Consider the following 14,687-nt stretch of genomic DNA (forward strand, 5'->3'; position numbering starts at 1 on the left):
GCCGATATGAGCGATCGCATGTTCAACACCCCCTCCATTTCCGCCGCCCCGACGGCGGACCTGTCCCGCCGCGCCCTGCTGGGCGCGGGCGGCCTGGCGGCGGGGGCGCTTGGCCTTTCCGCCTCGGCCCCCTCGGCCGCCGCCGCCGCCCCGGCCAAGGGGCCGGTGGCGGGCGCGACCTACTTCCTGCGCAACGTCCGCCTGGAGACCGGCTACGAGCGCGAGGGCGACGAGGTCGTCGCCACCCGCACCGAACTGAAGACCATCAAGATCGAGAAGGGGACCATCGCCGCCGTCCTGCCGGCCGGCGCGGCGATCCCGCCCGGCGCGGTGGCGTACGACGCCGGCGGCCTTCTGATGCTGCCGTCGTTCCGCGACATGCACATCCACCTCGACAAGACCTTCTACGGCGGTCCCTGGCAGCCGCCGCGCAAGCGCAAGGGCGGCATCGCCGGTCAGATCAAGCTGGAACAGAAGCTGCTGCCCGAGCTGCTGCCGACGCTGGAGCCCCGCGCCGAGGCCCTGGTGGCGCTGCTGCAGGGCTATGGCACGACCTTCGCCCGCAGCCAGTGCAATGTCGATCCGGTGATCGGGACCAAACACGTCGAGAAGCTCAAGGCCGCCCTCGACCGCCACCAGGCCGATTTCGGCTACGAGATCGTCGCCTTCCCGCAGCACGGCTTCGCCAGCATTGGCCTGGAGCAGCAGATGCGCCAAGCGGTGCGGGCGGGCGCGGCCTATGTCGGCGGCATCGATCCCACCACGGTGGACGGCGGCATGGAGCGATCGGTCGATCTGATGATGCAAGTGGCGCTGGACGAGAAGGCCGGGGTGGACATCCACATCCACGAGCCGGGCGAAAGCGGCGTGGCCGCCATCTCGCGGATCACCGACATCACCGCCCGCAATCCGGCGCTGAAGGACAGGGTGACGATCAGTCACGGCTTTTCGTTGATGTCGCTGGAAAAGCCGGCCCTGACCGAGTTAGCCGGGCGCATGGCGGCGGCGGGCGTGTCGGTGGCCTCCACCGTGCCGTTCGGCGGCCGGGTGATGCCGATTCCGGGCCTGCAGGCGGCGGGCGTCAAGGTGTTCACCGGCACCGACAGCGTCATCGACCACTGGTCGGTGTTCGGCAGCGGCGACGTGCTCGAGAAGGCCAAGCTGGCCTGCCAGCTCTACGGCTGGTCGGACGAGCAGGCCATCGGCCAGGCCCTGAAGATCCCCACCGGCGGCATCACCCCGCTGTCGCCGACGGGCGAGCAGCAGTGGCCCAAGGCCGGCGACGCGGCCGACTGCGTGTTCGTGGACGCGGCCAGTTCGGCCGAGGCGGTGGCGCGCCTGACGCCCCGCCAGGTCGTCCTGCATGGCGGCGTCGTGGCGGCGGGCGGCTTCAAGGCTCGCGCCTAGAAAAAACGTTCCGCCCTGGAAAGGGCGAGGCGCTTGACGGCCGGGCGGACGCGGCGTCCGCCCGGCTATCGGCGTCAGAACCGGGGGCGCAAGCCCGCATCCTCCGTTTCCTGCGCAGCTAAAATCCTATAAAATAAGTAGAAATATATCTTCTTGGCGATCTATGGGCTCGGCAGGCGCGTTGTCGGGATGAAGGAAATTCGTGCAAGCCATTGGGTAAAAACAGTTTGTTTCGGGCGCTTCCGGCGAATTGAACCTTACTCCGGCGATAGAAAAACTGGAGCGATAAGCGCCGCGGCCGGGCTTAAGGCGGCCCCACTGTTTGTTTCTGGGGCTTACCGTTCATGTCCAAGTCGACGCTCGCGCTCGCCGCGCTCTTCGCTTCCGCCGCTATCCCGACCCTCGTCCAGGCCCAGGCGGCCAACGCGCCCGCCGAGGCCTCCTCGACAGCGGTCGACGAGCTGGTCGTCACCGGCACCAACATCCGCGGCGCTTCGGCCAAGGGCTTCAATCCGGTGCAGGTGATCGGCCTCGAGGAGGTCAAGACCTCGGGCAAGGTGACGGTCGCCGACCTGCTGCGCTCGATCTCGGCCAACACCGGCAACTCGACCAACGAGACCAGCAACAGCGGCTGGGCCTCGGGCTCGGCCGGCATCGGCCTGCGCGGCCTGTCGCAGAAGAACACCCTGGTGCTGCTGAACGGCCGCCGCGTCGCCAACTACGGCTTCCCGTCCAACGGTCTGTCGGACACCTTCGTCAACCTGAACGCCCTGCCGCTTGTGGCCGTGCAGCGCATGGAGGTGCTGAAGGACGGCGCCTCGGCCATCTACGGCTCCGACGCCGTGGCCGGCGTGGTCAACATCATCACCCGCCAGAACTTCCAGGGCCTCGAAGGCGGCGCCACCTACGGCACGTCGAGCGAGGGCGGTCTGGACACCTGGCGCGGCAAGCTGGTCGGCGGCTTCGGCGATCTCGACGAGGACCGCTTCAACGTGCTGTTCAGCGTCGAGGCCTACACCCGCGATCGCCTAGACCAGGACGAGCGCGACCTGACCAGGTCGGGCGTCTACACTGGCCAGCCGGGCGGTCGCTGGAACGGCTGGAGCGCCAAGGGCGCCCGCTTCCTGGTGAACGGCACGTCGGTTCCATTCCTCGACGCGGCCGGCAACTGCCCCACCGGCATGGTCCGCACCGCCAGCGCGCCGATCGACGGCCTGCCCGGCGAGACCTGCGCCATCAACCTGTCGCCCTACACGACGCTGATCCCGTCGACCGACCGCTACCAGGGCTATGTCAGCGGCACGTACCGCGTGAGCGACAACGTCGAGCTCTTCGGCGAGGCGGTCTACAGCTACATCAAGGGCGCCTCGATCTTCGGCTCCAGCCCGTACTTCACGCTGGAAGGCGGCCGCTTCGCGCTGAACGCCACGACGGGCCTGGCCGAGCCGGTCTCCAACCTCCTGCCGGCGAACAACCCCTACAACCCCTACGGCGTGGCCACGCCGATCGAATACACCTTCTTCGACCTGGGTCAGTCGCTGAAGACCAATGTCTCCAAGGCCTATCGCGTGCTCGGCGGCGTGCGCGGCAAGAACAAGCGGTTCGACTGGGAGTTCGCGGCCTTCGCTTCGGCCAGCGACGAGCGCGAGACGGTCGCGGCCGGCTTCGCCAACCGATGGGCCCTGGCCGACGCCCTGGCCAACGGCACGCTGAACCTGCACCAGCCGGAGGACACCCCCAAGGCCGTGCTGGACGCCATCCGCCTCAGCACCGTGCGTCCGGCCAAGTCGGAGCTTTACGGCGCCGACTTCAAGATCTCGGGCGAGCTGTTCGAACTGCCGGCCGGCCCGATCGGCTACGCGGCGGGCGTCGAGTACCGCAACGAGTCCCTGGTCTCGCGTAATCCCTGGCAGATCGATGCGGGCCTGCAGATCCGTCCGGCCATCGCCGCCGTCGATGGCGAGCGCGAGGTGGTCGCCGGTTATGTCGAGGCAAACATCCCGATCCTGTCGACCCTGGAGCTGCAGGTCGCCGGCCGTGGCGACCACTACAGCGACTTCGGAAGCGCCTTCTCGCCCAAGGCTGGCGTGCGCTGGCGTCCGAACGACACGGTGACCCTGCGGGCCTCGGCCTCGCGCGGTTTCCGGGCGCCGTCGCTGTCGGAGAACTCGGCATCGACCAACATCTCCTATGGCACGGTGGTCGACCCCTACGATCCGGACCTGCCCGGTTCGCGCCAGAGCCCGACCTTCTTCACCGTCGGCAACACTGACCTTGATCCCGAGCGCACGCGCTCGTTCAATGTCGGCGCGGTGTTCACCCCGTTGCGCGGCAGCCTGATCAGCATCGACTGGTACAAGATCAAGCTCAGCAACCTGGTAGGCACTGGCAACACCACCTCGATCGTGCAGGGCAACAACCCGGTCGACGTGATCCGGGATTCCCGCGGCAAGCTGGTGGCGGTCTACAACCGCTATCAGAACCTCACCGAGCTCACGACCTCGGGCCTCGACATCGAGCTGGGCCAGAAGCTGAGCACCGAGGCCTATGGCGACTTCACCGTCTCCACCGCCTACACCCACGTCTTCGACTATCGCCGGCCAGTGACCCCGGGCGGCGCGCTGGTCAACTACGCAGGCAACAACCGCGGCGCGGTGCTGCCGGCCGACAAGGCCACCACGCGCCTGGGCTGGAGGATCTCCGACCTCGACGCCAACCTGACCTGGTACCACACCAGCGGCTACGACCTGATCCCGGCCGTCGCCGGCCAGAGCCGCGTCGGCGCCTACGACCAGGTCGACCTCTATGTCGGCTGGTCGGGCTTCGAGAAGGTGACGATCTACGCCAAGGTCGAGAACGTCTTCGACGAGGCGCCGCCGCACGACGCCAACTTCCCCGGCATCCGTGCGCCGTACGACTTCAGCCAGTACGACCTGCGCGGCCGCTATTTCCAAGTCGGCTTCGACTACCGCCTGTAAGCGTCCTCCGACCGAGTAGAAATCATGTCCATCAAATCCTGGATCCGGAGCGCCGCCCCTGCGGCGCTCTTCGCCGCCGCCGTGGCCGGCGCCGGCCTTGTCGCGGCGCCCGCGGCCCTGGCCGCTCCGATCGGCTACTATTTTCCACAGGCCGCCTCGGCTGACCTCGACCCTGCGATCCCGACGCCGGAGACCTTCCTCGGCTATTCGATCGGTTCGCAGTACACGCGCCACGATCAGGTCGTGGCCTATCTGAAGGAACTCGACCGGCTCTCTGACCGGATCACGGTGCAGGAGACAGGGCGCACCTACGAGGGGCGTCCGCTGCTGGCGGTGATCGTCACCTCGACGGCCAACCAGGGACGCCTGGAAGAGCTGCGTCAGGCCCACGCCGCGCTGGCCGATCCGTCCGCGCCGCAGCCTGACCCCGCCAAGACGCCGGTGGTGGTCGGCCTCTATTACGGCGTCCACGGCAACGAGACTTCCAGCGGCGAGGCCGCGCTGCTGACGGCCTACTACCTGGTCGCCGGTCGTTCGGCCGAGGTGAACGAGTGGCTCGACAAGGCCGTGATCCTGATCGATCCGGTCCAGAACCCCGATGGCCGGGACCGCGCCGCCAACTGGCACAACGCCTGGAAGAGCAACCCGCCGGTCTCTGACCCGCTCGATAAGGAGCATGTTGAGGCGTTTCCGATGGGACGCACCAACCACTACTTCACCGACCTCAACCGCGACTGGCTGGCCATCACCCAGGCCGAGACGCGGGCCAAGCTGAAGGTCTTCCATCGCTGGCTGCCCAACGTGCAGATCGACTTCCATGAGATGGGGACGGGCAGCACCTACTATTTCGAGCCGTCGCCGGCCAGCATGGAAAGCCCGCTGCTGCCCAAGGCCTCGTACGAGTTCAACAAGGTGCTGGCCAAATACCATGCCAAGTCGCTCGATGACCTGGGCTCGCTCTACTACACCGGCGAGAACTACGACAATTTCTCGGCCGTCTATGGCTCGACCTATCCTGACTTTCACGGCGGGGTCGGGGTGACGGTCGAGCAAGCCAGCTCTCGCGGCCTGGTGCAGGACGCTCCCGGCGGCAAGGTCGAGTTCCCGTTCACGATCCGCAACCAGGTGGCCACGGGCCTGGCATCGGTACGCGGCGGGGTGGCTGAGCGCGAGGGGCTGTTCAAGCTGCAACGCGACACCTTCCGCACGGCGGTGGAGGAGGGGCGGCGCTACAAGTACGCGGCCTTCGTATTCGGCGATCCGGCCGATCCGGGCCTGTCCCGCCAGACCCTCGACCTGCTGCTCCAGCACGGGATCGAGGTCTACGCCCTCGCCGCGCCGGTTAGTATTGACGGCGTGACCTACGCGCCGGGCAGCGCCTGGATCGTGCCGTCGGCCCAGCCGCAGTTCCGCCTCGTCCATTCGATCTTCGAGCCGACGCCGCCGACCAGGGGCGGTGTCTATGGCAGCACCTCCTACGCCATAGCGCCGGCCTACAACCTGGGTGTCGGCCGCCTGTCCAAGGCGCCCGCGCTCGGCGCGGCGGTGACGGAGGTTCCGGCGGCGGCGGGAGGCGTGGTCGGGCCCGAGACGGCCTATGCCTATGCCGTCGACTGGCGCGACCTCAACGCGCCCAGGGTGCTGTCCAGCCTGCTGCAGCGGGGCGTGAAGGTGCGTGCGGCGTTCGACCCGTTCACCGCCGGCGTGCAGGGCGGCCAGGCGGCGTTCGGCCGCGGAACTCTGGTGGTGACCGCGGCCGGCCAGTCGCTGACCGTGGCCGAACTGCGCGCGGCGGTCGACAAGGCCTCGCGCGACGCCGGCGTCGTGGCCTACGTCCTGGCCTCGGGCCACAGCCTGTCGGGCGTGGATCTGGGCAGCGAGAGCGTGCGCCCTGTGCGCACGCCCAGGATCGCGCTGGTGATGGGGGAGGGCGTCAACGCCACCGAGATCGGCTCGACCTGGTTCTCGCTCAGCGAACGCCTGGGCTTTCCGGCCACCAAGCTCGATCCGGCCCAACTGCGTCGCGCGCCGCTGGGGGGCTACAGCAGCATCGTGCTGGCCGGCGGTCGCTACGACGACTGGAGCGAGGACACGGTCGCGGCCCTGCGCCGCTGGGTGCAGGCGGGCGGCTCGCTGGTGACCTTCGGCGCGGCGTCCAGGTGGGCCGTGGCCAAGGGCCTGGCCGGTCCTGCGCCCAAGGCCGCCGAGCCCGAAGTCGCCAAGGCCGAGGAGCGGCAGGACTTCGCCCAGCGCCGCGACGCCCTGGCCGAGAAGCGCAGCGCCGGCAACGCCCTGTCAGCCGACGCCGACATCACCCATCCGCTGGCCTTTGGCCTGGCCAGGCGAGCGCTGTTCGTCAACAAGGAGACCGACGTCGCCTTGTCGCCGGTGGCGGACGCCTTCTCGAACGTGGTGCGGATCGACGCCCAGCCGGTGGTCAACGGCTACCTGCCCGAAGGCTTGCGCAAGCAGGCGGCGGGGTCCGTCTGGGCGCAGGTCGCGCGTTCGGGCGAGGGCAATGTGGTGCTGTTCGCCGACGACCCGGCCCACCGCAAGTACTGGCTGGGAACCGAGCGGCTGCTGATCAACAGCCTCTTCTTCGCCAATCAGCTGACGCCGTCGGTTCGATGAAGGATGGCCTTGGCGGGGCGGCTGTCGCCATGCCCCGCCAAGGTCCGCCGCGTCTCTTCAGGCCTTGGGCGGGCCGGCCAGGTATTGCGCGTCGGTGACCTTCTCCATCCAGGTCACGGGCGAGCCGTTCAGCGATTCCTGAATGGCGATGTGGGTCATCGACGTGGTCGGCGTGGCGCCGTGCCAATGCCGGTGTCCGGGCGGGCAGACGACGACGTCGCCGGCGCGGATCTCGACGATTTCCTCGCCCTCGCACTGGGTCCAGCCGCAGCCCGCCGTAACCACCAGGATCTGGCCCAGCGGGTGGGTGTGCCAGGCCGTCCGCGCGCCCGGCTCGAAGGTGACGCTGGCGGCCGAGACTCGTGCCGGGGCCTCGGCGGTATGCAACGGATCGAGGCGCACCTGACCGGTGAACCAGTCGGCTGGGCCTCTCTGGGAGGGCTGTGAGCCCGCGCGCTTGAGGATCATGGTCTTCTCCCTGGCGGTCCGACCTGCGGACGCCGCGACGCCGGAACCCTGCAGAAGGCCCCAGCAGAAGGTGCTCAGTCCCAGGGCCGATAGGGTTCGTCGGTTCGGCATCGGCGGCTTTTCGAGCGGTTGAACGAAGTCCCGAGCCTAACGATTGGGGCCGCCGGCGATTAGCCGTCCATCCTGGCATGGGTCGTTGAGCCTGGCTCATCGGTCGCCGGGTCCGTCCGACGGCCAGCGGGGGCGTCTCGCCAGCCCGCGACCCAGCGTCGTCCGGCGGCCAGTCGGAACTCCATCTCGTGGGATGTCAGCGAAAATCATATAAAGATATCTTTATATGATGCTTGACGGCGGCCTCCTGATGGTGTTGAAACAACATGTCGAGGTTCCCCGCCTCAGGCATGACGGCGGGGCTAAGACGGGAAGCCGGTGGTGTCCTCTTGGGCAGAGTCCGGCGCTGCCCCCGCAACTGTAAGCGGCGAGTGGCGGATCCATTTTGTGTCACTGAGCCTTGCACGAGGCTCGGGAAGGCCGGATCCGTCGCGATGACCCGTAAGCCAGGAGACCTGCCTTCGGCGCGATAACGTTCCTCGGACGGGGGTTCCTCCGGTGGATCGCGCTTGATGCAAGGTCCGCGGCTTAGGCCAACCGGGCCTGTCCATGCCCTTGCGCGCTCTTCCTTTGGCTCCACCGCCCGGCAAAGCAGGTGTTGGCCATGACAAATAGCGGTTTCACATTCACCCTGAAGAGCACCGCCTTCGACGAGGACTATTGTCCCGCCGACAATACGCGCATCACGACCAACTTCGCCAACCTGGCGCGGGGGGAGAGCCGTGAGGAGAACCTGCGCAACACCCTGCGGATGATCGACAACCGCTTCAACGCCCTGGCGCATTGGGACAACCCCGAAGGGGAGCGCTACGGCGTCGAGCTCACCATCGTCTCGGTCGAGATGAATATCGGCGTGGAAGGCAAGATCGACGCGTTTCCGCTGATCGAGATCCTTCAGACCAGCATTCTCGACAGGAAGACGGGCGAGCGCATCGATGGGATCATCGGAAACAATTTCTCGTCCTACGTCCGCGACTACGATTTCAGCGTGGTGCTGCTGGAGCACCTCAAGGCCCACCCGGGCGCCGCCGCGCCGGAGGGGTTTGGCGACCTGCACGGAAACCTGTTCAAGTCCTTCCTGGGGTCGAGCGCCTACAAGGAACGCTTCAGGAAGCCGCCGGTCATCTGCCTTAGCGTATCGAGCAACAAGACCTACTACCGGACGGGAAACGAGCACCCCATCCTGGGCATAGAGTATGAGAACAACGAGTTCTCTTCCACAGATGAGTATTTCGCCAAGATGGGCATGAAGGTTCGCTACTTCATGCCCCGCGATAGCGTCGCGCCCTTCGCCTTTTACCACATCGGCGACTTGCTGGGCGACTACACCAACATTGAGCTGATCAGCACCATCAGCACGATGGAGACCTTCCAGAAGATCTACCGCCCTGAAATCTACAATGCCAATTCCGTTGCTGCGGAACGCTACAGGCCGAGTCTGAAGCACCAGGACTATTCCCTGACCCGCATCGTCTACGACCGCGAAGAGCGCAGCCGGCTGGCCGTCGAGCAGGGGAAGTTCGCGCAAGAGCGCTTCATCAAGCCCTACCAGGCCGTGCTCGCGCAATGGTCCGCCAGCTTCTCCGCCTGATCAGTTCAAAGTCACAAGGTCATCCATCATGAATACCCTGTTGCCCACGTCGACCGCCGGCAGCCTGCCCAAGCCCTCCTGGCTGGCCGAGCCCGAGACGCTTTGGTCGCCCTGGAAACTGCAGAATGAGCAACTGGTCGCCGGCAAGCAGGACGCCCTGCGCCTGGCCGTCGACGACCAGCGGCGGGCCGGCATCGACATCGTCGGCGACGGCGAGCAGACGCGCCAGCATTTCGTCACGACGTTCATCGAGCATCTCGACGGCGTCGATTTCCAGAAGCGCCAGACCGTCAGGATCCGCAATCGCTACGACGCCAGCGTACCGACGGTTGTCGGCGGCGTCTCGCGCCCCAAGCCAGTCTTCGTCGAAGACGCCAAGTACCTGCGGCAGCAGACCGATCAGCCGATCAAGTGGACGCTGCCGGGGCCCATGACGATGATCGATACGCTGTACGACGCCCACTATCAGAGCCGTGAAAAGCTGGCCTGGGAGTTCGCCAGGATCCTCAACGAGGAAGCCAGGGAGCTGGAGGCGGCCGGCGTCGACATCATCCAGTTCGACGAACCGGCGTTCAATGTCTTCTTCGATGAAGCCAACGACTGGGGCGTCGCCACTCTGGAGAGGGCGGCCGAGGGCCTGAAGTGCGAGACGGCCGTCCACATCTGCTACGGGTACGGCATCAAGGCCAATACCGATTGGAAAAAGACGCTCGGCTCGGAGTGGCGTCACTACGAAGAGACCTTCCCCAACCTGCAGAAGTCCAAGATCGATATCATCTCGCTGGAGTGCCATCACTCGCGCGTTCCGATGGATCTGATCGAACTCATCCGCGGCAAGAAGGTGATGGTCGGGGCCATCGATGTGGCCAGCGACACCGTCGAAACGCCGGAAGAGGTCGCCGAGACCCTGCGTCGCGCGCTTCAGTTCGTTGACGCCGACAAGCTCTATCCGTCCACCAACTGCGGCATGGCGCCTCTGGCGCGTCATGTGGCGAGAGGCAAGCTGAACGCTCTGGGCGCCGGCGCGCAGATCGTCCGCAAGGAACTCGGGGCCTGACGTCCGGAGCCGGTCGAGGATTTATGCGCATGAACAGTTTGAGCGACATCAGCGAAGATGCTGACCTGCGCCGCGTCTTCGGCCGGTTCCCGACCGGCGTCACCGCCTTGTGCGGGATGGACGAGGGCAAGCCCATCGGCATGACCGCGAGCGCCTTCGTGGCCATCTCGCTCCAGCCGGCGCTGGTGTCGGTGTGCATCAAGCAGGGCTCGGCGACGTGGCGACAATTGCGAGCGCGAGGGCGGATCGGCATCTCGTTCCTCGGCGACGGCCACGCCGCAGCGGCGCGCCAGCTGGCTCAGAGGTCCGAAAACCGCTTCTCAGGCCTTGACTACGAAGTGACAGCCGACGGCGCCCTGTTCCTGGCGAACGCGACGGCCTGGCTGGAATGTTCGGTCGAGACCGAGATCGCCGCCGGCGATCACGAAATCGTCCTCTTCCGTCTTCACAAAGCCGCGGTTGCCGACGGGGTCATGCCGTTGGTCTTCCACTCAAGCGATTTCCACACGCTGGTTCCCATCGGCTAGGCGCGGATTTCACATAACTGTCGCCGGATGCTGACATGGGCGGTCGCCATGTCCTTGCCCGCCATCTGAGGTTCGCCGGTATCGAGCAGTCGGGCTACCTGCTGCTGGACGTGCGGCGCGACCGCCTGGAGATCGACCTGAGGGCGGTTTCCGACCAGGCCGACCTGAACGCGGCGACGACTAGCCTGGCCCGTTTCGTCATCGAGGACAGGCGTCCCGGCGCGCAAGCCACGACATGAGGCAGCGGCCAGTTGATGGCGTCAGGTCCTGATGCACGCGGCCTCCGAAGTCTTCTGCACGTCCGTTGATGGCGAACATGACGGGGCGGAGCAGGATCCGCCCCGTCTGTCTATCGGGTCAGAAGCTGTAGTTCAGCCCGATGCGCAGGCTGTGGGTCTCCAGCTTGTTCTTGGCGTCGCGGCCGACGGCGACGTCGACCCCGCCGGGCCTGGTCACGCCGCTGCTGGCGTAGCTGCGGTTGACGTTCTGACTTGCGCGGTCGAAGCGGAATGTCGTGTCAGGATAGTAGCCGTACAGATACTCGCCGCGCAGCGAGACGCGGTTGCTGAAGGCCAGTTCCGCGCCGCCGCCCAGCAGAAGGCCCGCGCGGGTCCTGTCGGCCTTTTCCGTGAAGTAGGGGCGGGTGGTGAAGCCGAACGGATAGGCTGCGCTGGCCGAGGTCGAGCGGAACTGGGTCCGGGTCTGCTCCTCGCGGGTCACCGTCACGCCGCCCGTGCCGTAGTACAGCGCCCGGCCGACCGCCTGGCCGACGCGCAGGCGGGCCGAGGCGCCGCCGTCGTAGCGAAAGGCGTATTCGGCCTGCAGGATATCGCTGCGGTCATAGCGGCCGGTGTCCAGTTCGGTGGCGACGAAGCCTTTCTTGCCCCGCCCGCGCGTGACCTCGCCCTCGATCTCGACGCCGACCACCAGACCCGACGGAAGCTGATGGTTGTAGCCGACGTGCAGTCCGGCCAACGGCGTCTCGACTTGGCGATCGGTGCGTTCGGTGGCGGCGACGGCGCTGGCCGAGCCGTCGCCGGTCTTCGTACCGCCCTTGGCGCGCATGAACTTCCAACCCCAGTCGGCGCCGGCGTAAAGGCCGCTCCAGTCGCCGTCGAACTCCTGGATCGGCGGTTGGACCAGGGCGCCGGCCGCATAGCCCCTCACGCGGTCGAGGGCCGAGGAGGAGGCCGGTCGCTCGCCGTCGCCGAAGCGGCTGACGAGGCCGATGCGCACCGTCCGGCCCGGGGCCGGCAGGATGCCCGCGCCTTCGCCCAGCGTCAGGGCGTCGACGTAGTAGCGGTCCAGCACGTTGTCGACGGTGAAGGTGAAGGTCGCCTTGTCGCTGAAGCGGTAGCTGCCGAACAGGTCGACGGTCTCGTAGGCCGGCTGGCGCTCGACCTTCACATAGCGCGCGCCCAACTGCAGGTTCTCGTCCATCAGCCGCGTCCCGGCCGTTGCCGAGAAGGTGCGCTTGGGCGGCACGTGGTTGACGAACCAGGACTGGCTGGTCTGTGGCATGCCGTCATAGCAGCGCACGTTCTGGGTCGGCGTCTGGCGATAGCAGCTGGTGACCTCGGTGTATTCGGTTCCGGCCAGCTCGACATAGGCCAGGCCCATGTCGTAGCGCGCCGACAGCTCCACGCCCTGGGTGGTGACCCGCGGGATGTTCGTGCGCACCAGGATGTCGGTGTAGTTGCCGTTCGGGGCGGTGAGGGTCTCGCTGCCCAGGGTGATGTAGTCGGTGACGTCGTTGCGGAACCAGCCGGCCTTGACCTGCAGCAGGTCGTCTTCGGTGAACAGGCCCAGCCGCTGGTAGTTCACGCCGACCTCGGTGTTGTGGGCGTGCTCGGGGCGCAGGCTGCTGTAGGGATTGGTCGAGCCCGAGAAGCCTTCGGTTCCCTCGAACGGGCTGGGCGCGCGGAAGGCCTCGGCGTAGCGGGCGTAGGTCTGCAGGCCGGCGACCGGTTCGATCACAACCGAGAAGATGGGCGCGAAACCTGACGCCTTGTCGCGGTTTTGCAGGCCGCCCTGCACCCAGCTGGTTCCGGTCTTGTGGTCCTGGACGACGGTTTCGACGTAGCGCGTGGCGGCCGTGAACGTCGCCCAGGGCGCGGGCTTGTACTCGGCGCTGACGAAGGCGCTGTATTGGCGGCGCCAGCCGTCGAGCGTGGTGTCCCAGGCCGCGCCGGGGTAGCGGGCGTTCAGTTCGTCCCAGTCCTTGGACTTGCCGAACTTTTCGTGGTCGTAAGCCGCGCCATAGGCCACGGCGAGGACGCCGGCCTGGCCGGAGAAACGCGAGGTGTTCGACACGGTCAGGCCATGCCGGTTCGACAGGGTGTCGGCGAACTTGTCGGAATTGTCGATCGTGCCGCCGAAGTTGAAGCGTATCGGATCGATCACGAAGCTGTCGACGCGCGAGGCCCAGAGGTCGGCGCGGAAGTCGACGAGGTTGCCTTCCGGCTTGTAGCGGTAGCGGGCGGTGTAGGTGTCGACCTTCACGTCCGAGGTCGTCTGGTAGGGCGTGTCGCCGTACATCAGCTGCGAGGGCTTCATCTCGCCGAACAGGGTCTCGTAGCGCATGTACGAGACGTCCAGCGTGTGCGCGGCGTTGGGCCGGAACACCCCGCGCAGCAGATAGGACGTGTTGTCCTGCGAGGTGTTGATGATCTGCTCTTCGTAGCCGAAGCGGTTGGCGCCGCCTTTCCAGGCGTCGGGCGAGAGGCCCTGCGAGCCGGAATAGTAGTTGCCGTTCTTGCGCGTGGCGTAGGCGGCGACGAGGTCGAAGCGCTCGGTGCGATAGGCGCCGGCGATCGAGGCGTTGCGGCCGTTGAAGGCCAGGGTGTCTGGACGATCGAACTTGCGGACGGCGGGCTCTGAGCCGCCGACCGTGGCGCGTTGCGGCGGCTTGCCGTTGTTGCCGCTCAGCCCGCCGCGCACGACAAAGCCCCAGGAGCCGCCCGGCGCGACGATGTCGCCGGCGCTCAGCGTGCGGGCGCGCAGCAGGCCGCCCGTCGCGCCCGTGCCGTCAGCCGCCGCCGTTGGGCCCTTCTCGATCACCACGCCGCCGATCAGGGCCGGGTCGAGATAGGTGCGCCCGGCCATGCCGGCATAGCCGCGATAGACTGTCGATTCCTGCATCGCGCCGTCGATCACCACCGGCACGCGGCCCTGGCCCTGCATGCCGCGGATGTTGACGTCGAGCGCGCCGGAGTTGCGGTTCTCTGCGTTCAGCACGCCGGGCACGCCGCTCAGGAAGTCGCCGGTGGACGAGCCGCGAAAGCGCTCGATCTTGTCGTGCGAGATGTATGCCGAGGTCCCCGCGCCGCGATAGGCGGCGGCTTCCAGCACCGCGTCGCTGGCCGCGCCGTCGCCCGCTGCGCCCGAGCCCTGCGCGCCGCCGCCGGCGCCGTTGTCGCCGGCCGGGCCGCTACCGCCCTCCACCCGCAGGGCGCCCAATTGCACCGCACCGGCCGCGTCGGGGGCCTTGTCGATAATCACCGTGGTCGGCGAGGTGAAGCGGTAGTCCAGGCCTGTGCCGGCCAGCAGCTGGCTGAGCGCCTGGGCAGGGGTATGGACGCCCTTGACCGCCGAGCCGCGCGCGTCGGCGCGCACGCCCTCGGCATAACCGACCTGGATGCGCGACTGCTCGGCGAAGCGCTGCAGGCCGCGGCGCAGCGGCTGGGCGGCGATGTCGAACTCGATCGTTCCCTGGCGCTGCGCCGAAGAGACCTGGGCCAGGGCGGCGCCGGCGGGCGCGGCCATCAGGATCGACGCCGTGGCGAGCAGGCAGGCCCGCAGCGGACGGGGCGAGAAACGAGGGAACATGGAGACTCCGGGCGGTAGGACGAGAATTCTGCGATTGCACCGCATTCGCATTCTGTCGCTTTGACGTTCGCCGCCGCACCTGACCCAAC

Annotated in this window: 9 protein-coding genes and 1 riboswitch; of the genes, 7 read left to right on the forward strand and 2 right to left on the reverse strand. The window is 67.3% G+C overall.

Features of this window, described 5'->3' with window-relative positions; all coding sequences use genetic code 11:
- Nucleotides 1-6: 6 nt before the first annotated feature.
- From DDF67_RS21680 to DDF67_RS21690, 3 genes are all read left to right on the forward strand, one after another.
- Nucleotides 7-1,407 (forward strand): amidohydrolase, encoded by a 1,401-nt coding sequence (locus tag DDF67_RS21680; RefSeq protein ID WP_199229308.1) that lies wholly within the window; start codon nt 7-9, stop codon nt 1,405-1,407.
- A gap of 344 nt (nt 1,408-1,751) precedes the next feature.
- Nucleotides 1,752-4,385: a TonB-dependent receptor plug domain-containing protein gene (locus DDF67_RS21685; RefSeq protein WP_109454870.1), complete on the forward strand. Its 2,634-nt coding sequence runs from the start codon at nt 1,752-1,754 to the stop codon at nt 4,383-4,385.
- Between the two features lie 24 nt (nt 4,386-4,409).
- The gene (locus DDF67_RS21690; RefSeq protein WP_109454871.1) at nt 4,410-7,016 is read left to right on the forward strand and encodes a M14 family zinc carboxypeptidase; all 2,607 of its coding nucleotides are present in this window, start codon (nt 4,410-4,412) and stop codon (nt 7,014-7,016) included.
- A gap of 57 nt (nt 7,017-7,073) precedes the next feature.
- Here DDF67_RS21690 and DDF67_RS21695 read toward each other — a convergent pair whose 3' ends face one another.
- Nucleotides 7,074-7,484 carry a (R)-mandelonitrile lyase gene (locus tag DDF67_RS21695; RefSeq protein WP_109454872.1) on the reverse strand — a complete coding sequence of 137 codons (411 nt, stop codon included), beginning with the start codon at nt 7,482-7,484 and terminating at the stop codon, nt 7,074-7,076.
- A gap of 366 nt (nt 7,485-7,850) precedes the next feature.
- A riboswitch (cobalamin riboswitch) is annotated at nt 7,851-8,073 on the forward strand.
- Between the two features lie 126 nt (nt 8,074-8,199).
- Here DDF67_RS21695 and DDF67_RS21700 point away from each other — a divergent pair.
- Genes DDF67_RS21700 through DDF67_RS21715 form a run of 4 tightly spaced genes read left to right on the forward strand, consistent with a single transcriptional unit; the run spans nt 8,200 to nt 11,009 of the window.
- The gene (locus DDF67_RS21700) at nt 8,200-9,186 is read left to right on the forward strand and encodes a DUF1852 domain-containing protein (protein ID WP_109455055.1); all 987 of its coding nucleotides are present in this window, start codon (nt 8,200-8,202) and stop codon (nt 9,184-9,186) included.
- A 40-nt stretch (nt 9,187-9,226) separates the two neighbouring features.
- A complete protein-coding gene (locus DDF67_RS21705; protein WP_233247733.1) occupies nt 9,227-10,243 on the forward strand; it encodes a methionine synthase in 1,017 nt (338 codons plus the stop codon).
- 38 nt (nt 10,244-10,281) lie between these two features.
- The gene (locus DDF67_RS21710) at nt 10,282-10,770 is read left to right on the forward strand and encodes a flavin reductase family protein (protein WP_199229310.1); all 489 of its coding nucleotides are present in this window, start codon (nt 10,282-10,284) and stop codon (nt 10,768-10,770) included.
- A 35-nt stretch (nt 10,771-10,805) separates the two neighbouring features.
- A complete protein-coding gene (locus DDF67_RS21715) occupies nt 10,806-11,009 on the forward strand; it encodes a hypothetical protein (RefSeq protein ID WP_109454875.1) in 204 nt (67 codons plus the stop codon).
- Nucleotides 11,010-11,127: 118 nt separating this feature from the next.
- On the opposite strand, the gene DDF67_RS21720 is transcribed toward DDF67_RS21715, so the two are convergent.
- The gene (locus DDF67_RS21720; RefSeq protein ID WP_109454876.1) at nt 11,128-14,598 is read right to left on the reverse strand and encodes a TonB-dependent receptor domain-containing protein; all 3,471 of its coding nucleotides are present in this window, start codon (nt 14,596-14,598) and stop codon (nt 11,128-11,130) included.
- Between the last annotated feature and the right edge of the window lie 89 nt (nt 14,599-14,687).

Origin of the sequence: Caulobacter endophyticus (genome assembly GCF_003116815.1) — a bacterium.
Classification (GTDB): Bacteria; Pseudomonadota; Alphaproteobacteria; order Caulobacterales; family Caulobacteraceae; genus Caulobacter; species Caulobacter endophyticus.